Source organism: Streptomyces sp. NPDC051913 (assembly GCF_044593635.1).
Classification (GTDB): domain Bacteria; phylum Actinomycetota; class Actinomycetes; order Streptomycetales; family Streptomycetaceae; genus Streptomyces.
On sequence record NZ_JBIUCI010000001.1, the window covers coordinates 750,486 to 773,957 of the forward strand.

At 72.1% G+C, this 23,472-nt stretch carries 17 protein-coding genes and 1 riboswitch; of the genes, 7 read left to right on the forward strand and 10 right to left on the reverse strand.

Features of this window, described 5'->3' with window-relative positions; all coding sequences use genetic code 11:
* Window positions 1-2: 2 nt before the first annotated feature.
* The 6 genes from sucC to ACIHIX_RS03505 form a co-directional block, all read right to left on the reverse strand.
* The gene (gene sucC, locus ACIHIX_RS03480; RefSeq protein WP_399949230.1) at window positions 3-1,181 is read right to left on the reverse strand and encodes an ADP-forming succinate--CoA ligase subunit beta; all 1,179 of its coding nucleotides are present in this window, start codon (window positions 1,179-1,181) and stop codon (window positions 3-5) included.
* 434 nt (window positions 1,182-1,615) lie between these two features.
* Window positions 1,616-3,037 (reverse strand): hypothetical protein, encoded by a 1,422-nt coding sequence (locus ACIHIX_RS03485; RefSeq protein ID WP_399949232.1) that lies wholly within the window; start codon window positions 3,035-3,037, stop codon window positions 1,616-1,618.
* Between the two features lie 168 nt (window positions 3,038-3,205).
* On the reverse strand, window positions 3,206-4,063 hold the full coding sequence (locus ACIHIX_RS03490) for a hypothetical protein (RefSeq protein WP_399949234.1): 858 nt from the start codon (window positions 4,061-4,063) through the stop codon (window positions 3,206-3,208).
* A gap of 162 nt (window positions 4,064-4,225) precedes the next feature.
* Window positions 4,226-5,389, reverse strand: a complete 1,164-nt coding sequence (locus ACIHIX_RS03495) for a VWA domain-containing protein (protein WP_399949236.1) — start codon at window positions 5,387-5,389, stop codon at window positions 4,226-4,228.
* A gap of 514 nt (window positions 5,390-5,903) precedes the next feature.
* Complete coding sequence (locus tag ACIHIX_RS03500; protein ID WP_399950055.1) at window positions 5,904-8,411, reverse strand: DUF5682 family protein; 2,508 nt, start codon at window positions 8,409-8,411, stop codon at window positions 5,904-5,906.
* A gap of 132 nt (window positions 8,412-8,543) precedes the next feature.
* Window positions 8,544-9,674 (reverse strand): AAA family ATPase, encoded by a 1,131-nt coding sequence (locus tag ACIHIX_RS03505; protein ID WP_399949238.1) that lies wholly within the window; start codon window positions 9,672-9,674, stop codon window positions 8,544-8,546.
* A gap of 154 nt (window positions 9,675-9,828) precedes the next feature.
* On the opposite strand from ACIHIX_RS03505, the gene ACIHIX_RS03510 reads away from it, so the two are divergent.
* The 3 genes from ACIHIX_RS03510 (at window position 9,829) to ACIHIX_RS03520 (ending at window position 13,141) form a co-directional block, all read left to right on the forward strand.
* Window positions 9,829-11,178: an SWIM zinc finger family protein gene (locus tag ACIHIX_RS03510; protein WP_399949240.1), complete on the forward strand. Its 1,350-nt coding sequence runs from the start codon at window positions 9,829-9,831 to the stop codon at window positions 11,176-11,178.
* A 74-nt stretch (window positions 11,179-11,252) separates the two neighbouring features.
* Window positions 11,253-11,492: a hypothetical protein gene (locus ACIHIX_RS03515; RefSeq protein ID WP_399949242.1), complete on the forward strand. Its 240-nt coding sequence runs from the start codon at window positions 11,253-11,255 to the stop codon at window positions 11,490-11,492.
* Window positions 11,489-13,141 (forward strand): DUF5691 domain-containing protein, encoded by a 1,653-nt coding sequence (locus ACIHIX_RS03520; RefSeq protein ID WP_399949244.1) that lies wholly within the window; start codon window positions 11,489-11,491, stop codon window positions 13,139-13,141. Before ACIHIX_RS03515 ends, ACIHIX_RS03520 begins: the two co-directional genes overlap by 4 nt.
* A gap of 311 nt (window positions 13,142-13,452) precedes the next feature.
* On the opposite strand, the gene ACIHIX_RS03525 is transcribed toward ACIHIX_RS03520, so the two are convergent.
* A complete protein-coding gene (locus ACIHIX_RS03525; RefSeq protein WP_399949246.1) occupies window positions 13,453-13,869 on the reverse strand; it encodes a cobalamin B12-binding domain-containing protein in 417 nt (138 codons plus the stop codon).
* Window positions 13,870-14,282: 413 nt separating this feature from the next.
* Here ACIHIX_RS03525 and ACIHIX_RS03530 point away from each other — a divergent pair, with 413 nt between their 5' ends.
* Window positions 14,283-15,152: an esterase/lipase family protein gene (locus ACIHIX_RS03530; protein WP_399949248.1), complete on the forward strand. Its 870-nt coding sequence runs from the start codon at window positions 14,283-14,285 to the stop codon at window positions 15,150-15,152.
* Window positions 15,153-15,377: 225 nt separating this feature from the next.
* Entirely contained in the window at window positions 15,378-16,823 is a 1,446-nt protein-coding gene (locus ACIHIX_RS03535; protein WP_399950058.1) for a M23 family metallopeptidase, read from the forward strand.
* Between the two features lie 98 nt (window positions 16,824-16,921).
* Here the strand turns inward: ACIHIX_RS03535 and pcrA are convergent, their stop codons facing one another.
* Window positions 16,922-19,411: a DNA helicase PcrA gene (gene pcrA, locus ACIHIX_RS03540; protein WP_399949250.1), complete on the reverse strand. Its 2,490-nt coding sequence runs from the start codon at window positions 19,409-19,411 to the stop codon at window positions 16,922-16,924.
* A 240-nt stretch (window positions 19,412-19,651) separates the two neighbouring features.
* Window positions 19,652-19,823, forward strand: a riboswitch (cyclic di-AMP (ydaO/yuaA leader).
* A 7-nt stretch (window positions 19,824-19,830) separates the two neighbouring features.
* Here pcrA and ACIHIX_RS03545 point away from each other — a divergent pair.
* Window positions 19,831-20,985 (forward strand): NlpC/P60 family protein, encoded by a 1,155-nt coding sequence (locus ACIHIX_RS03545; protein WP_399949252.1) that lies wholly within the window; start codon window positions 19,831-19,833, stop codon window positions 20,983-20,985.
* A 6-nt stretch (window positions 20,986-20,991) separates the two neighbouring features.
* On the opposite strand, the gene ACIHIX_RS03550 is transcribed toward ACIHIX_RS03545, so the two are convergent.
* Window positions 20,992-21,576, reverse strand: a complete 585-nt coding sequence (locus ACIHIX_RS03550) for a hypothetical protein (RefSeq protein WP_399949254.1) — start codon at window positions 21,574-21,576, stop codon at window positions 20,992-20,994.
* A 134-nt stretch (window positions 21,577-21,710) separates the two neighbouring features.
* Between ACIHIX_RS03550 and ACIHIX_RS03555 the strand changes: the two genes are divergently transcribed.
* Window positions 21,711-22,694, forward strand: coding sequence for a tellurite resistance/C4-dicarboxylate transporter family protein (locus ACIHIX_RS03555; protein ID WP_399949256.1), 984 nt, complete (start codon window positions 21,711-21,713; stop codon window positions 22,692-22,694).
* Between the two features lie 13 nt (window positions 22,695-22,707).
* Here the strand turns inward: ACIHIX_RS03555 and ACIHIX_RS03560 are convergent, their stop codons facing one another.
* Window positions 22,708-23,061 carry a hypothetical protein gene (locus ACIHIX_RS03560; protein ID WP_399949258.1) on the reverse strand — a complete coding sequence of 118 codons (354 nt, stop codon included), beginning with the start codon at window positions 23,059-23,061 and terminating at the stop codon, window positions 22,708-22,710.
* Window positions 23,062-23,472: the final 411 nt, after the last annotated feature.

Genomic DNA, 23,472 nt, shown 5'->3' on the forward strand with positions numbered 1-23,472 from the left:
CCTTACTTCGCAGCCGCGAGCTCGGCGGCCTTGTCGGCCGCGCCGTCCATGGTGTCCACGCGCTGGACCAGCGGGTGGTTGGCGTCGGAGAGGATCTTGCGACCCAGCTCGGCGTTGTTGCCGTCCAGCCGGACGACCAGCGGCTTGGTGACTTCCTCGCCCTTGTCGGCGAGCAGCTGAAGCGCCTGGACGATGCCGTTGGCGACCTCGTCACAGGCGGTGATGCCACCGAAGACGTTGACGAAGACCGACTTGACGTCGGGGTCGCCGAGGATGATCTCCAGGCCGTTCGCCATGACGGCGGCGGAGGCGCCACCGCCGATGTCGAGGAAGTTGGCCGGCTTCACGCCACCGTGGTTCTCACCGGCGTACGCGACGACGTCCAGCGTCGACATGACCAGACCGGCACCGTTACCGATGATGCCGACCTCGCCGTCGAGCTTGACGTAGTTGAGGTTCTTCTCCTTGGCGGCGGCCTCGAGCGGGTTGGCCGCGTCCTTGTCCTGGAGGGCCTCGTGCTCCGGCTGACGGAACTCGGCGTTCTCGTCGAGGGAGACCTTGCCGTCCAGGGCGATGACGTCACCGGAGGCGACCTTGGCCAGCGGGTTGACCTCGACGAGGAGGGCGTCCTCCTCGATGAAGGTCTTCCACAGGGTGACCAGGACGTTCTCGACCTTGTCGGCGACCTCGGCCGGGAAGTTCGCGGCCTCGACGATCTGGCGGGCGACCTCGGGGGTCACACCGACGTTGGCGTCGATCGGTGTCTTGGCGACGGCCTCGGGGCGGGTCTCCGCCACCTCCTCGATCTCCATGCCGCCCTCGACGGACGCGATGGAGAGGAAGGTGCGGTTGGCACGGTCCAGGAGGTAGGAGACGTAGTACTCCTCCACGATCTCCGGGGCCGTCTCGGCGATCATCACCTTGTGGACCGTGTGGCCCTTGATGTCCATGCCGAGGATGTTGGTCGCGTGCTCGACCGCCTCGTCGGCGGTGGCGGCGAGCTTCACGCCACCGGCCTTGCCACGGCCGCCGACCTTCACCTGGGCCTTGACTACGGACTTGCCACCGAGACGCTCAGTGGCTGCGCGGGCCGCCTCAGGCGTGTCGATGACTTCACCGGCCAGCACCGGTACATCGTGCTTGGCGAAGAGGTCCCTCGCCTGGTACTCGAACAGGTCCACGCGCTTCCGTCCCTATCAGTGATCTCGCGGTTCGTTGTCTGCGTGGGCGTGCCGCGAGGGCAACGTGACGTCCGACCACTGTCTGTGTCACAAGGGAGGCGCACACGGTGTCCGAGCGCGCGGCATGTCCGTCTCGCAGGTTATCGCTGGTTGCGGAGGGCCCCTAAATCGAGGGTCACACCTGAGCGGTGATACCTGTCACATGATGCCGCCCTCACTGGCACGGCGTGCCGGAAGTGAGGCCTTCGGAACACAGGCGAAAGGGCCTCACCGGGCTGGGGTTGACCCGGTGAGGCCCCTGAACAGCCCCTTAGGGGCACAGAGCCGCTGATCCCCACCCCAATGGGGACCGCCCGGCTCCGACCGCGAGGGGCCACGCCGGACAAACCGATGGCTTTCGGCCGTCCGAGCGTGCGCCCTCGCGGAGTCGGGGGTCAGACGCCGTACGGCGCCCCGTACAGCTGCTGGGCGTGCTGGGCGTATCCCGGGGTGGCCGACTCGGCGACGCCCTGGACACCGGTGACGGCGTTCGCGGCGACGGGAGCCACACCGTCGACCGTGTGTTCGACGACGGGCGCGACGGCGTCGAGGGTCTGCCACGCGTCGCCCGTCACGCCGTACGCGAAGGTCTCGGCGCTGCCGCCGACTCCCCGCACGACCGGCTGCACGATTTCGACGACCGGCTGGACGGCGCCGGTGACGCCGTACGCCAGAGCGGTGGCCTGCCCGGCCACCCCGTTGACGAGCGGAGCCACCCCGCCGACGGTCTCCCGCACGTCCCCCGTGACGCCGTACGCCAGCGCCCCCGCGTCGACCACGGCCTGCCCCACGACGGGCACCACCCCACGCACGGCGCTGTTCACCACCGGCGGGAGCACGGCCCCGGTGGCATCCCCGGCGGCCTCCCCCACGAGACCGGTGGCGTACGGAGGCATGTCGGCAACGACACCTGCCGCCACCTGGCGGACACCGGCGACCGCGGCGGCGGCGACCGGACGGACGCCGTTCACCGCCGTGGTCGCCAGGGGCGGGACGGCTGCGGCCGCGGTCTCGTCGGCGATGGGGGCGAGGGTGGCGGGGAGGGCGGTGGCGGCGCCGAGGGCATGCTGCTGTGCGTCGGCCACTCGGCCCTCGGCGCCGGTGAGTGTCGTGTGCGCGGTGGCGCTCGTGGCCGACGTGGTGCGGCCCGCACCCGCCACGACCTGCTGCGCCTTCGTCCGTACGACGCCGTCGACGCCCTGCGCCTGGGTGCGCGCCGCCGACTGGGCGCCCTGGAGCCTGGTCTGCGCACCGGCGAGGGCTCGCTCCAGCTCCGGGGCGAACGCGATGAGGGGGCCGAAGAGGTAGTCGACCTCGTCCTGCGGGGCGCCGGCGTCGGAGAGGGAGGTTCGGGCGGCGGACTGCGCGGTCGGCTGGGCGGTCGTCCGAGTGGCCGTCCGAGTGGTGCTGACCGTCTCGGTGGCCGTCGTCTTGGCCTGGGCCTGCGCGGCTCGGGCGGCCTTCGCGCCCTGGATCGCCGCGGCGCCCTTGATCTTCGACGCCTTGGAGGTCGGAACGGTCGCGGCGGCGGTGGTCGGCTTCGTCCGGCGGGCGGTGGTGGCCTCTGTCGTGGTGTCCGCGGGCGGGTCCTCAACCGTGGAGGTCACGCCGGAGACGACGCCGTCGACCGTGTCGGTCACGCCGGTCAGCGTGTCCGCGACCGTGTCGGTGACGCCGTTCGTCAGGTCCGTCGTCGTGTCCGAGACGGAGAGGGAGGAGGCCGGCAGCTCGTCGGCGCTCGCGACGCTGGAGCCGAGCGCCCACGCGCCGGTGACGCCGGCGGCTATGACGATGGAGCGGCGGATGTTCTTGTTCATGAGTACGTCAGATCCTCGGGAACTGGAGGTCCGAAGGCCCTGGGGGTGCGGGCCGGCTTCGGATGGCTGGGGACATGTCCGGCGGCGCTTCGCAGAGAAGCGGTCCGGACCGGCGGGCAGACCTGGTCCGCCCCCGCGCGGCAGGTCGGCGGCGGGGGAAGCGCCTGCCTAGGCCGGGGAAACCGGAATGTCCCGGTGCCTGTCCCGCGTGCCGTCCGCGTCGGCCCGCACGATGCCGCCCGGCGCGAGCCGCAGCGGTGCCCGGTCGCTCAGGGACACGGCCTGGGCGTCGCCGTGCCGCGACGAGCCGTTGTCCACACCGGGCCGATGGCCCAGCGCCCAGCCCTGGTCACCCACGGGCGCCTGCTGCACGGGGAGGTACCCGGCCGACGCGGCGGCACGATGCCCGTGCGCCCGGGACGGCGTACCCGTCACGGGGGAACCGGCGACGGACGGCGGGCCGTAGTCGCCGACGGCCGTACGCGTGGCTGCGGTCGCGGCCTTGGCCGCCTTGCCGGAGTCGTGCCCAGCGATCGAGCCATGTCCGTCGGTCGAACCCCGCTCCGGCCCGTCCGGCCGGGGCGTCTGCGCGACCGGCACCGGCAGGGTCTGCACCGGCGACACCGGCACCACCGGCAGCTCGGGCGCCGACGGGAAAGACGGCAGGCTCGGCAACGTCGACAGCGGCGGCACCTGCTCCGGCACCTCGGCCAGCCCATCGGTGACCGTCTCGACCAGGTCACCGACCGGCTGTACGACCTTGCTGTCCACGGCTCCGACGACCTGTTCGGTCACCGGGCGAAGGACCTTGTCCTCGGACGTACCGCCCGTGCCGGTCGCCGAGGTCACGGACGTCACCACGGACGTCGCCGTGGGCAGCCCCTCCGCCGCGCTCGCCCGCTCCCCGCAGAGGAACCCGAGCGCGAACAACCCGCCCACCAGCACGACCACTTGCAGCGCACGCCGCCCCACCGCCGTGCGCAACACGCGCAGGGCGGCACCGGGCAGTGCGGCTGACCAGGTCAAGACGGGCGGGTCCTCCCCGTACGGCGGAACACATCACGCGTAGCGAGCTAGAAGAGGCGTCGATACTCGCACGGGAGTGCGGAGGTTGCGCAAGCCCCCTGTTACCGATGGGTACTCATGTCCGTTTTGCTGGTCCGTGTCAGTGGTCAATGGATCGACAAATCACCCTTCCGGCACCGGAATCGGCCGCTTCTCGATCGCCGCGGCCATGACCTCCGGGAACAGGTCCGGCGTACAGGCGAAGGCCGGCGCCCCCAGCGCGGCGAGCGCGGCGGCGTGCTCCCTGTCGTAGGCCGGCGCCCCCTCGTCGGACAGCGCGAGCAGCGCCACGAACTGCACGCCCGACGCCTTCATCGCCGCGACCCGCTTGAGCATCTCGTCGCGTATGCCGCCCTCGTACAGGTCGCTGATCAGCACGACGACCGTCTCCGCGGGCCGGGTGATCTGCGACTGGCAGTACGCGAGCGCCCGGTTGATGTCCGTGCCGCCGCCGAGCTGGGTGCCGAAGAGGACGTCGACGGGGTCGTCCAGTTGGTCGGTGAGGTCGACGACCGCGGTGTCGAAGACGACGAGTCTCGTGTCGATGGACCGCATGGAGGCGAGCACCGCCCCGAACACGGACGCGTACACGACCGACGCCGCCATCGACCCCGACTGGTCGATGCAGAGGACGACCTCCTTCTTCACCGACTGCGAGGCCCGCCCGTAACCGATGAGCCGCTCGGGCACGATCGTCCGGTACTCCGGCAGGTAGTGCTTGAGGTTGGCCGCGATCGTGCGGTTCCAGTCGATGTCGTGGTGGCGGGGCCGGTTGACCCGGGCGCTGCGGTCGAGGGCGCCGGTGAGGGTGGCCCGGGTCCGGGTGGCGAGCCGATTCTCGAGATCCTCGACGACCTTGCGGACGACGGCCCGAGCCGTCTCCTTCGTCGTCTCCGGCATCGCCTTGTTGAGCGAGAGCAGCGTGCCGACGAGATGCACGTCGGCCTCCACCGCCTCCAGCATCTCCGGCTCCAGCAGCAGCGCGGCAAGGCCGAGCCGGTCGATGGCGTCGCGCTGCATCACCTGGACGACCGAGGACGGGAAGTACGTCCGGATGTCGCCGAGCCAGCGCGCCACGGACGGCGCCGAGGCCCCCAGACCCGCCGAACGGTCCCGCCCCGACTGCCCCTGCCGGTCCCCCTTCCCGTACAGCGCGGCGAGCGCCCCGTCCATGGCGGCGTCCTGCCCGGAGAGCGTGCACCCGGTCCCGTCCGCCGCGTCCCCACCGAGCACCAGCCGCCACCGCCGCAGGCGCTCCTGCGCCAGGTCCGTCACCGCGTCCGTCATACGCCGGCCCCCTTGCGCAACCGACCCGTCGAAGCCTGCCGGGCTGCCGCCCCGTGCCCCGGCCGTCCCGACGCCGGCCGCTCCGACGCCGACTGCCTCGATGCCGACTGCCCGGATGCTGACGGCCCGGATGCCGACTGCCCGGACCGCGGCTGACCGCCCGCGGCCCGCACCGTCGGCGGCGGACCACTCGCCGCCGGCACCGTCGCTACCCCGCCGGTCGCCGCCCGTCCCGTCGCCGCCCCTACCGTCACCGGTCGGCCGGTCGTCAGTCGGCCCGTCGCCGGTCGCTCCGTGGCCGGACCACGCAGCGTGGCACTCGTGCCGCTCGTGGCGCTCCAACCCACCCCCGCTCGCCCCGCCATGGACCACCCCGGCTCCTCCGGCTCCCCCAGAGGCCGCGCCCAGAGCGGCACAACCCGCACGCCCGTCGCCGCCGGCTCCACCCCCTGCCCGTCCGCGACCGCGTCCGCCCCCTCGGCGTTCTCCCCCGGTCCGCTCATCCACTCGGTCGTCATCCCGCCACCCCCGCAAGGTCGTTGTCGTCGGCGCCCCGCTGAACAGGAACGCCGTCCAGCCCCAGCAACAGCCGCACCACCGGCAGTACCGCGTCCGCCCGCGCGGCATCGAGCTCGGCGGCGAAACCGGGGACGCCGGCACCGCCGCCCGGCACTCCGCCGCGTCGCTCGCCCGGTCCCCGCCGGACCAGTTCGCCGAGCGTCCGCCGCACCCCCGTCTCGTAGGCCGAGAAGGTCCTCCGCAGCAGCGGCAGCACATCCGTGAAGGCGTCCGCCGGAACCCCGGTCAGCCAGGCGTCGACCAGGCCGAGCAGCCGCTCGTCGTGCACGAGCAGCATCCCGCCCCCGGCGCCCCCTCCGACGAATCCCTCGATCCAGGCCGCCGCGTCCGCCGGTGGCGTCCCCGGCGACAGCACGAGCCCCATGAGCCGCGCCGCCTCGTCCTGCCCCAACTCCCCGTCGTCGAGCAACAACCGCACGGCCCGCCCCCGGACGACCCCGGGCACGCTGTCCCGCTCGCTCAGCACCCTCAGCACGGAGTGCCAACGGCCACGCAGCCCACCGGGCCCACAAGCCGAAACAACCCCCCGCGCCGCAACCACCCCTCGCGCCGCAACCGCGCCCCCCGGTTCGCCCCCCGCTCCCTCCACGGCCACGTCTCCGCGATCGGCCGCGGTCTCCACCGCGCCCGTCTCCCCCAACAAGCCCACCGCCCCATGCACCGCGTCCACATGGCGTCGCATCTCTTCGGCGGCATCCGCGTCCAGGGCGGCGCAGGCCGGGGGGAGGCCGACGAATATCCGTTCGGCGAGGCCCTCGGCGACCTCTGTGAGGGCGTGGGTGTCGGTGCCTCTGACGTCGCCGTAGCGCAGGGAGCGGACCAGGGCCGGCAGAGCCTGGGCCAGATGGCCGACGTCCGCGTCGAGTGCCGCGCGGTCGGCGAGGACCTGCATCACCACCGGGAGCGCGTCCGGGAGTTCGGCGAGCAGACAGCGCTCCGCGAGGGCGGTGACGTCGGCGAGGCTCGGCGCCCCGACGGCATCCGCCTCCGCCTTGGCCGTCGCCGCGGCCGGCACGGTCGTGCCCCACACCCCGGCCTCCGCGACCCGCACCGACAGCTCCGGTTCCCAGCGCAGCCGCCACGTCTCCCGGAACGTGCCCGTGCTCCCCCGCGACGCCACGGGCTCACCCCATGCCACGCCCAGCAGCCGCAGCCGGTGCAGCAGCCTGCTGCGTCCGGCGTCGGTCTCCTTGCGCAGATCGAGCTCCAACTCCCGCTCCAGCGCCTCCGGTTTGAGCCGCAGTCGGCGCTGCGCCCGCTCCAGGTCCCGCTGCAACGGCACCGCGGGCGCCCCCTGCGGCACCTCGCCGAGCACGTCCCCGACCACGAGCCGGTCGTGGACCAGCGCCAGCGGTACGTCCGAGCCCTCGCACATCACCGCCCGCACAGCGTCGGTGGTCTCGCTCAGCCCGGCCAGCGGGCGCCCGCGCATGGCCGCGAGCGTCTCCGCCAGCCGCACCGCCTCGATGACATGCGCCGAGGAGACGAGCCGGTCCTCCGCCCGCAGCAGCCCCGCCACCTTGGTCATCCACCGCTCGATCGGCCGGTCCGGCGCGGTGAACAGATGCCCGTACCACCCTGGCGAGTCGATGCCCGCCCCGTAACCGCTGACCCGGGAGAGCCTGCGGTGCGTCCACGGCACCCACGTCATGTCCGCCTTGACCTTCGGCAGCCCCTTCAGCAGCGCCCGGTCGGCGGCGACGGACGCCTTCTGCCGTAGCGCGGGCACATGCCACGCCCCGCACACGACGGCCACGTCGCCCTCGAACTCGCGTTGTGCCGCCCGTACTTGGAGCCGCATGTACGCCTCCCGCACGAGGTCCTTGTCATGACCCCCGTGCCCGTACGTCTCGCGCAGCGCCCCCATGGCCTCCTCCAGCGCGAGGAACGGGCCGAACACATCGCCCTGGCCGCCGCTCCGGTGCTCGACGACGTCCTCCCACCAGCGCTCGGGGTCGCCGTAGCCGGCCGTCTCGGCGAGCACGGCGAGGGGGTCGACCCGGACGTCGACCGACTCGGCAGTCTCCGATCCGCCCGTCCCGTCCGCCCCACCCGTGCCGTCCGTCCCGTGAGCCGCCTCGTCGCTTCCCCACGCCAGCGAGTGCGTCGCCGGCAAGTCGATGAACCGGGCCGGGATCCCACGCTCCAGGGCCCACCGGATCGCCACCCACTCCGGCGAGAACTCGGCCAGCGGCCAGAACGCGGACCGGCCGGGCTCGTCCACGGCGTGTGCCAGGAGGGCTACCGGTGGTCGCATGTCCGCGTCGGCGGCCAGCGGGATCAGGGCGTCCGCCTCAGGCGGTCCCTCGATGAGCACGACCCGCGGCCGGGCCGCGTCCAGCGCCGCCCGCACCGCCCGTGCCGACCCGGGCCCGTGGTGCCGTACGCCGAGCAGCAACGGCGCCCCACCAGTCACCCGGACCTCACCCTCACTCCCGTCAATCCCGGTCACACCATCCCCTCCCCTCAGGAAACGCCGACCCCTGTCCCCCACCCGTGCCACCTGTGCCCGTGCCCCCCGAGCCGCCGCCTCCCTCGCCCCCGCCGGGCTTCCCCCATCCCAGGTCCTCGCCGCTCATCCGCTCACCTCGCGGCAGGCGCGGTAGAAGTCCGTCCAGCCGTCGCGCTCACGGACCACCGCTTCCAGGTACTCCTGCCAGACGACCCGGTCGGCCGCCGGGTCACGGACGACGGCGCCGAGGATGCCCGCGGCCACGTCCCCGGCGCGCAGCACGCCGTCCCCGAAGTGGGCGGCCAGCGCGAGGCCGTTGGTGACGACGGAGATGGCCTCCGCCGTGGACAGCGTGCCGCTGGGCGACTTGACCTTCGTCCGGCCGTCGGCCGTGACCCCGTCGCGCAGTTCGCGGAAGACGGTCACCACACGACGGATCTCGTCGATCCCCTCGGGCACGGCCGGCAGGTCGAGGGAGCGGCCGATCTGGTCGACGCGCCGCGAGACGATGTCGACCTCGGCCTCGACGCTCTCCGGCAGTGGCAGCACGACCGTGTTGAAGCGGCGGCGCAGGGCGCTGGACAGGTCGTTGACCCCGCGGTCGCGGTCGTTGGCCGTGGCGATGAGGTTGAAGCCACGGACGGCCTGCACCTCCTGCCCCAACTCCGGTATCGGCAGCGTCTTTTCGGACAGGATGGTGATGAGCGTGTCCTGGACGTCGGCGGGGATGCGGGTCAGCTCCTCGACCCGTGCCGTCATTCCCTCGGCCATGGCCCGCATCACCGGGCTGGGCACCAGCGCGTCGCGGCTCGGGCCGTTCGCCAGCAGCTGCGCGTAGTTCCAGCCGTACCGGATCGCCTCCTCCGGTGTGCCGGCCGTGCCCTGCACCAGGAGGGTCGAGTCGCCGCTGACCGCCGCGGCCAGGTGCTCGGAGACCCAGGTCTTCGCCGTACCGGGCACGCCGAGCAGGAGCAGGGCGCGGTCGGTGGCGAGGGTGGTCACGGCGACCTCGACGATGCGGCGCGGGCCCACGTACTTCGGGGTGATCACGGTGCCGTCGGGCAGGGTGCCACCGAGCAGGTACGTCGCCACCGCCCACGGCGACAGTTTCCAGCGGGCCGGGCGGGGGCGGTCGTCCTGGGCGGCCAGTGCGAGGAGTTCTGCGGCGAAGGCGTCCTCGGCGTGCGGTCGCAACGCCTGGGCAGGCGTCGTCTCCCCTGTTTCCACGGGCATGGGCTCAACGGACACAGACATGACGAAGTCCCCCTCCAGCTCGGCCGGTTCTGCCGTTCTCGGATCTGGCACCCACCTTGCACCACACCACTGACAATCGCTCTGACCTGCGAAAACGCACTCGCAGTAGCGCTCGGCGGACCGATTGTCAGTGGTGGGATCTACCGTCGAAGACATGACTCAGCAGGGGGTGCGCTGGACGGCGGACCAGGTGCTGGCACTGGCGCCTGACGCATCGTCACGCAAAGCGGGAAGCAAACTCGGGGCGGCGGGGCCGTGGTCCGAGGCGGGGAGTTCCGACGAGGGGACGGTGTGGGGGCTGTGCAAGGGCAGTGGCAGCAAGCCGTATCAGACGGTCGTGGACATCGCGGACGTGTCCGGGCCCGCGTACAAGTGCAGTTGCCCGAGCCGGAAGTTCCCGTGCAAGCACGCGCTCGGGCTGCTGCTGCTCTGGGCGGGCGAGGACGGTGCGGTGCCGCGGGGGTCGGCGCCGGACTGGGCGGAGCAGTGGATGGAGGGGAGAAGGAAGAGGGCGGAGGAGAAGAAGGACGCGGGGGCGTCGCCGTCCGGCTCGGGTGATCCGGAGGCGGCGCGGCGCCGGGCGGAGCGCCGGGCCGAGCGGATCACCGCGGGGGCGACGGAGCTGGAGCAGCGGCTCATGGATCTGCTGCGTGGGGGGCTGGCCGGTGCGGAGCAGACGGGGTACGGGCTGTGGGAGGAGACGGCGGCCCGCATGGTCGACGCCCAGGCGTCGGGACTCGCGGCGCGAGTGCGGGAGTTGGGGGCGATCCCGTCCTCGGGACCCGGCTGGCCGGTGCGGTTGCTGGAGGAGTGCGCTCTCCTCCATCTCCTGGACCAGGGCTGGCTGCATCGCGACCGACTGCCGGACGGCCTGGCGGCGACAGTCCGTTCCCGTATCGGCCTGCCCGCCTCCCCGGACGGCCCTGCGGTACGGGACCACTGGCTGGTGCTCGCCCAGTACGACACGGCGGACACCCGTCTGACGACCCGCCGCATCTGGTTGCACGGCGCCGACTCCGGCCGCAGCGCCCTGCTCCTCTCTTACGGCGCCGCGGGCCGCGCCCCCGAACTCGCCCTGCCGGTGGGCCTGGCCCTGGACGCGGAGATCTCCGCGTACCCGGGCGCCGGGCGACAACGCGCGGCCCTGACCGAACAGTTCGCGCCACCTGCTCCCTCCTCCATACGTCCGCCGGGGATGACGACGACCCGGGCCGCCGCCCGCTACGGCGAGGCGCTCCGCGACGACCCGTGGCTGGAGTCGGTCCCGGTGACCCTGGACCAGGTCGTCCCGACGCCGGACGGTGACAGCTGGCAGCTCGCGGACGCCGACGGCGAGGCCGCCCTGCCGCTCACCGCCACCGCCCGCTCCCGCCCCGGCCTGTGGCGCCTGGTCGCCCTGTCCGGCGGCGCCCCGGTCAAGGTCTTCGGCGAGTGCGGCCACCGCGGCTTCACCCCGCTGACGGCCTGGCCGCAGGGCCCGGGCGAACCGGTCCGACTGTGCTGACACCGCCGGCTCCGACCGACGCGCCCTCACCGGCGCATCCGACCGACGCGCCCTCATCGACATATCCGACCGACGTGACCTCGCCGACCTACCCGACCGTGACCTCATCGCCGTACCCGACCGACCTGGGAGCGCACACGTACACCACCGGCCGCGCCACGTTCACCGTCCGTTCCACGCACGACGACGACAACGTCCACGCCACCTACGCCGGCAGCCAGGCCCACGAGGACGACGACAACGTCCACATCACGTACACGGGCGGCAACGCCCACGCCACCGCACGCGCCCGCCGACGGAAGGCACTCGCATGAACAGGACGCCCACGCCGGTGAATTCACCCACCCCCACGCCCACCCGGCCGCCGGCCGCCCCCGTCATCGTCTGGGAAGAGCTCGTCACCGCGGCGCTCCTGGGGACCGACCGGCGCTCGTCGGCGGTCGGGGCGGCGGGGCGGGAGGCGCCGGTCGCACTGCTGGACGCGGCGGCGGTGGAGACCGTACGACGGCGTGCCGGGCTGCGGCCCGCGCGGGCGGCGGCGCGTCCCGAACCGGCGCCCGCGGACCCGCGCCCCGCGTTGCCCGCCGCCGCGGCCCGCAGGCTCGCGCTGCTGCTGGCCGACCGTCCCGGCACCGGCGGCGGTGGCCGCAGGGGCAGCGCGCCGGACCTCATGGAGCTGCTGCCGCAGTGGCTCGCGGCGGCCAACGCCCGGGGGTTCGCGGCGCCCCCCGAGATGCTGCCGGCGCTGCTGGACGCGGCGCGGGGGCGTACGGACCTGCGGCCGTCGGCGCTGGCGTTCGCCGGGCCGCGCGCGGTGTGGCTGGCGCGACTGAGCCCGGACTGGCGGTTCGCCCTGCGCGCGGCACCGGGCGGCGACGCGGCGCTGCCGCATCCGCGGGACGGGGAGCGGGTCCGGCAGCTGTGGCAGGAGGGCCTGTTCGCCGAGCGGGTCGCCCTGCTCGCGTCGATACGGGCCCGCGAGCCCGCCGTCGCACGGGAGTTGCTGTCGGCGACCTGGGCGACGGAACGAGCGGAGGACCGGCTGATGTTCCTCGACTCGCTGCGGACGGGGCTGGGCGCGGACGACGAGCCGTTCCTGGAGCAGGCGCTGTCGGACCGCAGTCGTAATGTCCGGGCGACGGCCGCCGAGCTGCTCTCGGCGCTGCCGGGGTCGGCGCTCGCCGCGCGGATGGCGGTGCGGGCGGCGGCGTGTGTGGCGGTGGACCGTACGCGCGAGGCGCCGTGGATCGTCGTTGAGGCGCCCCACGAGTGCGATTCGAGCATGGAGCGGGACGGTGTCGTACTCAAGGCTCCGGCGGGACGGGGTGAACGGTCGTGGTGGTTGGGCCAGTTGGTGGAGGCGACCCCGTTGGGGACGTGGTCGGCGCGGCTCGGCGGGCGGACACCCGTGGAGATCGTGGCGCTGCCGGTGACGGACGACTGGCGGTCCGAGCTGCACGCGGCGTGGTGCCGGGCGGCGGTCCGGCAGCGGGACGCAGGCTGGGCGCGGGCCCTGCTCGGGGCTCCCGCCGCGCCCGAGGCCGGTGGTCCCGGGGCGGTGTCGCTGGCCGAGCGCGCCAAGCTGCTCGGGACGCTGGATCCGGGCGAACGGGCCGAGTGGGTGGCCGGTTTCATCGCGGCGCACGGTCTGTCGGAGGCGTTTCAGCTGCTCGGAGGGTGTGCCGTGCCGTGGGCCGGGCCACTGGGGCGGGCTGTGGTGGACGCGCTCAACATCGCTCGGGACGCGGGGAGTTATCCATGGAGCTTCAGTGGGGTGATGGGGCTGGCCGAGCGATGCCTCGATCCGGCGGAGGCGAGCCGCCTGGACGGGCTGCTCGCGGTGCCGGACGAGACGGAGGACGCGTCGCCGGGGGCCGGGGGTTACTGGGCGGAGGCGTTCCAGCGGCTGGGCACGACGCTGCGGTTGCGGGCGGCGATGCTGGACGAACTGGGACCGGCGTAGCCGTTCGGCCGCGCCGACGCGCCTCAGCTGACATGCCGCGCCCACACGCCTCAGCCGAAATACCCCGCCGACGCGCCTCAACCGGCATGCCGCGGAGCGGCTCAGCTGGCATGCCGCGGCGCGCCTCAGCCGAATTGCCCAGCCGACACGCCCCAACTGACATGCCGCGCCGACGCGCCTCAGCCGAAATACCCCGCCGACGCGCCTCAACCGGCATGCCGCGGCGCGCCTCAGCCGAATTGCCCAGCCGACGCCTCCCAGCCGCAATGCCGCGCCCCCGCGGCCCCGTGCCGGTCGTCGCCGGCGGCGGCCTACGCCCCCGCCGACTCCCGCACGTTCTCCCTGACCCACTCCACGATCGACTGGGTGGTCGCGCCGGGCGTGAAGATCTCCGCCACGCCCTTCTCCTTCAGCGGTGCGATGTCCGCCTCGGGGATGATGCCGCCGCCGAAGACGAGGATGTCCTCGGCCTCGCGCTCCTTGAGCAGCTCGATCACCGCGGCGAAGAGGGTGTTGTGGGCGCCCGAGAGGATGGACAGGCCGATCGCGTCGGCGTCCTCCTGGATCGCGGTGTCGACGATCTGCTCCGGCGTCTGATGGAGGCCGGTGTAGATGACCTCCATACCGGCGTCGCGCAGCGCCCGCGCGATCACCTTCGCCCCGCGATCGTGGCCGTCGAGCCCCGGCTTCGCCACCACCACGCGGATCGGACCGGCTGCCACACCCATCACTGCCTCCATGAAGCGCCTTCGGCTTCCTCACACCACAGTGTGCGAGGAAGTGAACGAACGTTATCTCCAGCATCCCGCAACCGGCAGTTTCGCGGTGCTGACCGAGGGGGAAATCACACGGTGGGACACGTCAGCCGCGCACCGTTCCGAGTCTTTGCGGCACCTGGACCGCAGCACCCTGCGGCCCCCGTACCGCAGCGGGAGCAAGCGCAACGGGAGCCGCAACGAGGTCTCCGTACCACCGCGCCGCGGGCCGCGCGCCGTGGCGGTGCGGTGTGCCGACGGCGGGAGGAAGGGCAGGCAGGGCCGACAAGGCGTCCGCAGGCCCCGCCGCCCACCGCGAGCCCGGCATCCCACGAGGGCACACGGGGGACAGAGGCGTCCTCCAGCGTGCCGACAGGAGGTCGGCCATGAAGGTCACCCGGGCAGTGCAGCCCCTCGTTCCGCTCTGTCAGCGCCTGCTCCCGGGCAGACTGGCCGGCCTGTCCGTGGCGCTGCTGAAGGCCACCGCCCTGGAGCTGGCGATCCTCGCGGGACACCTCCTCCTCTACCCCTCCGGCATCGCCCAGGAGCGCCGGTCACCGGCCCCGCCGCTCCCCGCGCCCGGTGACGGCACCGCGCAGCTGCCGACCGAGGCCAGGCCGCCGGTCGTCCTGTTGCACGGTTTCATCGACAACCGCTCGGTCTTCGTCCTGCTGCGCCGCAGCCTCGCCCAGCACGGGCACCGACCCATCGAGTCACTCAACTACTCCCCGCTGACCTGCGACATCCGTGTCGCGGCCGAGCTGCTCGGCCGGCACATCGAGGAGATCTGCGAGCGCACCGGCAGCAGTCAGGTCGACGTCGTCGGACACAGCCTGGGCGGCCTGATCGCCCGCTACTACGTGCAGCGCCTCGGCGGTGACCTCCGGGTCCGCACCCTGGTCACGCTCGGCACCCCGCACTCCGGGACCAGGGTGGTCCCGCTGGCCGACGCCCATCCGATCGTGCGGCAGATGCGCCCCGGCTCGGCGGTCCTGGAGGAGCTGAGCCGGCCCGCGCCGGGCTGCCGTACGCAGTTCGTGAGTTTCTGGAGCGACCTCGACCATCTGATGGACCCGTTGGAGACCGCCTGTATCGACCATCCCGATCTGCTGGCGCAGAACGTCCAGGTGAGCGGGATCGGGCATCTCGCCCTGCCCGTGCACCCGGCCGTCGCGACGGGGATACGGCAGGCGCTCGACACGACGAGGCCGGGTGCCACGGCCGATGCCGCCACCGGGGGTCTCACAGTGGCGTGACAGCCCCGGGACAGTCGTCCGACATCGAACAACCTTCGAACACAAAGCCAAAGTCGCGCCCGCAGTCCCCCGAAACACGGCCGAATGCCCGTTTCCTTCGGGCACGAAACCTACGGAAGATTGTCGTGCCCGCATACCGCCGGGTACAGTCGCCGCACTGCTCTGGCAGCCCCTGTTGTCGAGGCGAAAGAGAAGTTGGTGAACGACCCGTACACGTCGGGGACCATGACCACCCCGGCTCCGGCTTCTGATGCCTCGTCGGCGCACTACGCGTCGTACGGCACGCAGGAGGCCCAGTACGGCGACCTCGCGAGCCATCACTACGACACGGGCGCGCACGCCACCACCGCCCACTTCGACACCGACCCCCTGTTCGGCAGTCTCCCCGGTGACAACACCGGGTCGTACGACGCCCATCAGTGGGTCACGGGCAGTCAGCAGACCCTGAACTACGACCAGTACGCGGCCCAGCACCACGCCGCCTACGACACGGGCGCGTACGACACGACGGCCTGGACCGGCGAGCATCACCAGCTCTCCGCGATCCCGCCGCAGGTCGGCGCGGTGGACGCGAGCGGTCAGTGGGACGCCAACGCCTGGGTCCAGCCCGACCAGTCGGCAGGCCCGGCCGACCAGACCCAGCACTGGGAATGGGGCACGCAGGCCTTCGACACCGGCGCGTACGACGCCACCCAGTGGAACTCCGACAGCGGTGACGCCGCTCAGCTCCACGAGGAGCCGGTGGACCACGGGTCGACGGCGATGTTCGAGCAGGTCCCGTACGAGGAACCGGCCGAGCACGACGCCGAGTTGAGCGCCACCGGCGAGCTGCCCGCCCTCTCCGACGCCGATGGCGGGGCCGCCCCGCTCCTCGACGACCAGGAAGACTTCGCCCCCGCCCCGGGTTCTCGCATGGCCGCCCGCAACGCGGGCCGTTCCCGCCGCCGCCCGCCCGCCAAGCGCTCCGCGCTGATGAAGATCGCCGTGCCCTCCGCGTGCGTCATGGGGGTCACCGGGATCGCCGCCGCCTCCGTGGGCGGCCTGAGCGACGACAAGAACACCTCGGCGAGCGCGTCCGACGCCACGACCAAGTCCGTCAAGCCGTCCGCCGCGAACAACAAGCTGGACACCCAGCTGGAGTCACTCTCCGCGGGCGCCGACGACTTCGCCGATCGGGCCAGCCGGACGCAGGAACGCATCGACCTCAAGGCCCAGCAGGTGGCCGAGAAGAAGAAGGCGGCGGAGGAGGCGGCCCGCAAGGAGCGGCTGCGCCCCAAGTTCGCCCTCCCGGTCGCCCAGCACGGCCTCAGTGCCTACTACGGTCAGGCCGGCGTCAACTGGATGTCCGTGCACACCGGCATCGACTTCCCCGTCTCGTACGGCACGACAGTGATGGCCGCGACCGACGGCACCGTACGGACGCAGTGGAACAGCGCCTACGGCAACATGATGATCGTGACCGCGAAGGACGGCACGGAGACGTGGTACTGCCACCTCTCCAGCTACCGCGTCGCCTCCGGTACGACGGTCAAGGCCGGCGACCCGATCGCGTACAGCGGCAACAGCGGCAACTCGACCGGCCCGCACCTGCACTTCGAGGTGCGCCCGGCGGGCGGCTCGGCGATCGACCCGCTGCCGTGGCTGAGGAGCCACGGCCTGGATCCCACGTAGGCGCAACGCCCGCTTTTGGCTTTCAGGGGCGCGGGGCTGTGTCGATCAGCGGCTCCGCCGCGGGGCGCGACCAGCCCCCACCGCCCCGCAGCGGACTACTACAGCTTCTCCACCGGCGCATACCGCAACAGCAACCGCTTCGGCTTGGCCTCGCCGAAGTCGACCGTCGCCTCCGCGTTCGCACCCGTGCCCTTCACCGCCATGACCGTGCCCAGCCCGAACTGGTCATGCGTAACCCGGTCACCAACGGCCAGCGACACAACCGGCTTGTCAGACGCACGACTCGTGGCGAAGCCGGACGCACCGCGCGCCGAGGAGCGGGAGGACGACAGCGAGGACGCGACACCCGAGACGGGGCCCGCGGGAGCGGCGGTCGCGCCCGTGCGCTTCCACTCCACGTGCTGCTCCGGGATCTCCGACAGGAAGCGTGAGGGCGGGTTGTACGACGGCTGACCCCATGCGCTGCGCAGTGAGGAGCGGGTCAGATAGAGCCGTTCCCGCGCGCGCGTGATCCCGACGTACGCCAGGCGCCGCTCCTCCTCCAGTTCCTTGGTCTGGCCGAGGGAGCGCATGTGCGGGAAGACGCCGTCCTCCATGCCGGTGAGGAAGACGACCGGGAACTCGAGTCCCTTGGCGGTGTGGAGAGTCATCAGGGTGATGACGCCCGAGCCGTCCTCGTCCTCGTCGGGGATCTGGTCGGAGTCGGCGACGAGCGCGACGCGCTCCAGGAAGGCGGCGAGCCCGGGGGACTCCTCACCCTCCTCCGTCTCCTGCTCGAACTCCAGTGCCACGGCGGCGAGTTCCTGAAGGTTCTCGATCCGGGTCTCGTCCTGCGGGTCGGTGGAGGCCTGCAACTCGGCGAGATAGCCGGTGCGTTCGAGCACCGCCTCCAGGACCGTCGCCGGTCCCGCGCCGGAGTCGACGATCGTACGGAGCTCCTCCATCAGCACGTTGAACCGCTTCACGGCGTTGGTCGACCGCGCGGCCATGCCGTACGCCTCGTCGACGCGCTTGAGGGCCTGCGGGAAGCTGATCTTCTCCCGCTGCGAGAGGGCGTCGATCATCGCCTCGGCGCGCTCGCCGATACCGCGCTTGGGGACGTTGAGGATCCGGCGCAGCGGCACCGAGTCCTCGGGGTTGGCGAGGACCCGGAGGTAGGCCAGGACGTCCCGGACCTCCTTGCGCTCGTAGAAGCGGACACCGCCGACGACCTTGTAGGGCAGGCCGACGCGGATGAAGATCTCCTCGAAGACTCGGGACTGGGCGTTGGTGCGGTAGAAGACCGCGACATCGCCCGCCTTCGCGTCGCCCGCGTCCGTCAGTCGGTCTATCTCCTCGGCGACGAACTGGGCCTCGTCGTGCTCGGTGTCCGCGACGTAGCCGGTGATGCGCGCGCCGGCGCCCGCGTTGGTCCACAGGTTCTTGGGGCGGCGGGACTCGTTGCGCTCGATGACCGCGTTCGCCGCACTCAAAATGGTCTGCGTGGAGCGATAGTTCTGCTCCAGCAGGATCGTCGTCGCGTTCGGGTAGTCCTCCTCGAACTGGAGGATGTTGCGGATCGTCGCGCCCCGGAAGGCGTAGATCGACTGGTCGGCGTCACCGACGACGCAGAGTTCGGCGGGCGGGACGTCGAACTCGTTGGGGGGTACGTCGACCGGGTGCTCGGAAGTACCCACCAGCTCCCTGACCAGCGCGTACTGCGCGTGGTTGGTGTCCTGATACTCGTCCACGAGCACATGCCGGAAACGGCGGCGGTAGTGCTCGGCGACGTCCGGGAAGGCGCGCAGCAGGTTGACCGTCGTCATGATCAGGTCGTCGAAGTCGAGGGCGTTGGCCTCGCGCAGCCGCGACTGGTACATGGCGTAGGCCTGGGCGAGGGTCTTCTCGAAGCCGTCGGTGGCCTGGGCTGCGAAGTCCTCCTCGTCGATCAGCTCGTTCTTGAGGTTGCTGATCTTGGCGCTGAAGGACTTGGGCGGGAAGCGCTTGGGGTCGAGGTCCAGGTCACGGCAGACGAGGGCCATCAGGCGCTTGGAGTCGGCGGCGTCGTAGATCGAGAAGGAGGACGTGAAGCCGAGCTTCTTCGACTCCCTCCGCAGGATCCGCACGCACGCGCTGTGGAAGGTCATCACCCACATCGCGTTGGCGCGCGGGCCGACGAGCTGCTCGACGCGCTCCTTCATCTCACCCGCGGCCTTGTTGGTGAAGGTGATCGCGAGGATCTGGCCCGGGTGCACGCTGCGCTCGGCCAGCAGGTAGGCGATGCGGTGCGTGAGCACGCGCGTCTTGCCGGAGCCGGCGCCGGCCACGATGAGCAGCGGGGTGTCGGAGTGGACGACGGCCGCTCGCTGGTTCTCGTTGAGCCCCTCGATCAGCGCCGCCGCGTCCAGGGCGGGGCGCGGGGCGCCGTCGCGGTAGTAGGCGTCCCGGTCCGGGGGCACGTCGAACTTCCCGCCGAACAGATCGTCCGGAACGGGTTCGGATCCCGGCCCGTGATCCTGCTCGTCCTCGGGCGGCGGCGGGGGTTCCTCCTCGTGCCCCTGGGGGGCCTGGAGGTTCGCCAGGAAGCTGTCGTCAAAGAGGCCTGTCATCGCCCTCCGAGTCTAGGGCTCCCCACTGACAGCCCGCCGCCGCCCCGAGAAGTCGGACCCTCTCACCCTCCAGGACCACCTCGTCACGTTCCGTGAGAAATCGAGTGATCGCCTCCTCTGGCCACCCAAGGTCACGAAAATGTATCGGGCCTATCGGACATCAACCTTCACAGGGGCCACACCAGTTGGCTACCGTGCCGGACAGGCCGTACGACCCCCACCGGCGAACGTCGCCGGGCCGCGCGGCCTCCGCCGAGTCCGGTGCGCCGCCATGGCAGCCGGAGCCGGGGACCCACACCGACCTTGGGGTGAATCGGCCCGACTCCCTCCCGGGAGCGGCCGTAGGGCACACCTTCCGAACCACCCGCCCGAACCCGACAGCTAACTCGGTAGGCGGAACGTGGAAGGAGTCGCCTCCCTTGGCGTCGCACGCAAAGCCGCGTCCTGCGGGAACGCGCGTAGCAGGCATACGCACCCCCGCGCTCGCAACGGCCGCCCTCACCTCCGTGGCCCTGCTCTCCCAGACGGCCACCGCCGCACCCTCGACCGATGACAAGCCGAGCCTGGAGGAAGTCGAGAAGAAGGTCGACGACCTCTACCGGCAGGCGGAGTCGGCGACCGAGAAGTACAACTCGGCGAAGGAGAAGACCGCACAGCAGCGCGAGCAGGTCGACACCCTCCTCGACGACGTCGCCAAGCGCACCCAGAAGCTCAACGAGGCTCGCGAGGAGCTCGGCTCCTTCGCCGCGGCCCAGTACCGCACCGGCGCCTCCGCGCCCGACACCGCGACCTTCCTGCTCGCGGACACCCCGCAGGACTACTTCGACCAGACGCAGCTGATGGGTCGCATGACGGACCGTCAGAAGGGCGCGGTCGACGACTACGTCAGCGCGCAGTCGGCGACGATGAAGAAGCGCCAGGAGGCCACCAAGAGCCTGGAGACGCTCACCGAGTCGCAGAGCGACCTGAAGACCGCCAAGGCGACCGTCCAGCGCAAGCTCTCCGACGCGCGCGAGCTGCTGTCGCAGCTGACCGCCGAGGAGAAGGCGCGGCTCGCGGCGATCGAGAAGAAGAAGCAGGAGGAGGCCGCCCGAAAGGCCGCGGAGCTGGCCGAGCAGCAGAAGGCCGCCGAGCAGAAGGCGGCGCAGGAAGCAGCGGCGGCCGAGGAGACGGGGAGCGGCTCGTCCTCGGAGACCTCCACGGACTCCTCGTACGCCACCAAGGCCGACAAGGCGCTCGCCTTCGCCCGCTCCCAGATCGGCAAGCCGTACGTCTGGGGCGCCACCGGCCCCGACTCCTACGACTGCTCCGGCCTCACCCAGGCCGCCTGGAACGCCGCCGGCATCTCCCTCCCCCGCACCACCTACGACCAGGTGAACTTCGGCACCACGGTCTCCCTCGCCAACGCCCGGCCCGGCGATCTCGTCTTCTTCTACGACGATGTCAGCCACGTCGGCATCTACATCGGCAACGGCATGATGATCCACGCGCCGAAGCCCGGGGCGTACGTCCGCGAGGAGTCGATCTACTACGACGGCGAGTCGGCGATCCACAGTGTGGTCCGCCCGGCCTGACGCAGGTCAGTGACCTCCGCGGTTCTCTACGCAGGGCCCCGCCCCGGGCTGGGGCTCGGCGTAGACACCGTGCACCTCGGTGGTCAGCTCGTCCGCGGTCACCCGCCCGGACACGCACGCGAGGCCGGTGTAGACGGCGTAGAACCCGTTCCCGACGAAGACCCCGTGTTCCGGTCCGCAGCCGAGGCGCTGGAGCGCCGCCTCGACCCGCTCGTCCCCGTAGACCCCGTAGGCCCCCGCCCCGCCTGCCGCCCGCACCTTCTCCAGTTCCTTGCGGATGAGCCCGGCCGAGGCCAGTCCACTGGCCTCGCGTTCGGCACTGAGGGACGCCTGCATGCGGTACGCGTGGTTGTCGGCGTAGTTGGGGGGCTGGTCTCCGGCTCCCTCGCCCCGCGAGGTGGTCGCGCTCGGCACGGGCGAGGAGGGCGCGGGCGGGGGCGTCTCGGCGGCCTGGGCGCATGTGGGCGGGGGCGGGTAGGAGGGCGTGGGCGTCGGCGCGCCCGCGGACTGCTCCCCGGCTCGTTCGCTTCCGCAGGCGGCAAGGGCGAGCACAGCGAGGGCGGCCAGGGCGACTGATCGTCGGTAGGACATGTGCCGCAGTCTCCCCACCCCCCTCTCCCCCTGTCATGAGCGCAACTACTCAGTTGCCCTCACCCCGCGCGTTTTTCTCCCCCACGCGCGCGTGCCCCGCTCTCAACCCCCACCCCGCTCCATAGCATCACCCCATGCCCGATACACCCCGTACCTCCCCCCTCCGTACCTGGTGGGCGCAGCGGCCGCCCGCCGCGGGCTCCGCGGTGATGGCGACCGGAATCCTGTCGATCGGTCTCCATCTGACGGGGTACGAGGGGGTGTCCCGCGTCGCGCTGGCGCTGGCGAGCGTGGCCTGGGTGGCGCTGGCCGCCGACTTCGTCGTACGACTGCTGTGGCAGCGGTCGCGGTGGGTGACGGAGGCGGAGACGCCGGGCGCGCTCACGGCCGTCGCGGCGACCACCGTGCTCGGCACCCGCTTCTCCGCGCTCGGCTGGCAGACCCTCGCCGAGGCGCTGCTGGCGCTGTCGACGCTGCTGTGGCCGGTACTGATCGTGCTGGTGGTCGGGCACTGGAAGCGGCGGATGCCCGGGGCGGTGTTCCTGGCCTGTGTCGCCACGCAGGGGCTGGCCGTACTGGGCGCGACGCTGGCCGGGGCGCTGCCGACGTCCTGGCTCGCGCGGGCGGCGCTGGTGATGTTCTGGCTGGGTCTGGTGGCCTACGGGCTGGCCCTGGCCCACTTCGATCTGCGCCAGGTCACGCAGGGCGCCGGGGACCACTGGGTGGCCGGCGGGGCGATGGCCATCTCGGCGCTGGCGGGCTCGAAGCTGATCGCGGCCGACAGCGCGCGCCTGTATCTGTGGAACGACGACGACCGTGGCGTCCTGCGTGCCGTGACCCTCGCTCTGCTCGTCCTCGACCTGTCCTGGTACGTCGTTCTGCTGCTCGCCGAGATCGGGTGGCGGCGCCCGCACTACGACGCGCGCCGCTGGGCGACCGTGTTCCCGATGGGGATGACGGCGGTGGCGACGCTGTCCGTCGCCGCCGCCCTGGAGGTGTCCTGGCTGAGGACGCCCGGCGAGGTGCTGCTGTGGATCGCCGTGGCGGTGTGGCTGGCGGTCGCGGCGGGGGCCGTGGTGGCGGCTCGCGCCGGCGTCGGCGCTCTGCGGACCCCCTGAGCCCCTGGCGCCCTCAGCTCCACAGCGTGGCGATGAGGATGTTCACCACGACGAGTGCGGGAACCGCGCTGAACAGCGCCTTGTCCACCCGCTCCTCGTCCCGCTTCACATAGACGAGGCCGAGGATCACGACGAGCACGGCCAGTTTCACGGCGAGCTTGACGCTGTTGAGGGACTGGTCGTCCGCCTTGTTGAGGGCGACCAGGAGCACGCCGGTCCCCAGCATGGCCAGCGCGCCACGGAGCATCAGCGGGTTGAATCGGGCGGTCCCCTGGTTCATCGCCTTCACCTGGGTGAGGTAGCCGCCGAGCAGCACGACTATGCCGACGAAGTGCAGAACGAGGAAGACAGAGATGAGTACGTCCATGGGCCCGGAGCCTATTTCAGGCCCCCTTGAGTAACCCTGGACCGCCCCGTCACCCACCTCTGGCGGACTTGCATATATGCGCCATAGCACTCGGCGACCCACCCATATCGGGAAATCCGCACTTCGGTCATCACCCCGCGCGAAGTCGGCGGCGAGGCAACGGGCTCATGGTCGTATCCGGTCAACCGGCGGCCGCCTGGGAGCAGTTCCGCGCAACCCGTTACCCCCACGACACACACAGGTTTAGCGTCCTCCACCAGGTGACCGGCTCCCCACCGCCGCCCGGGCCAGGGGCGGCAGTCGATCACCACCGCCGAGAAGGTCCGGCGGCGGCCCGCTCCCCCTGTGCGGGCCGCCGCCGGACGCGTAAACCGCCCCGGGCGGCCGTACGACGCTCCCCCTGGCGTCGGC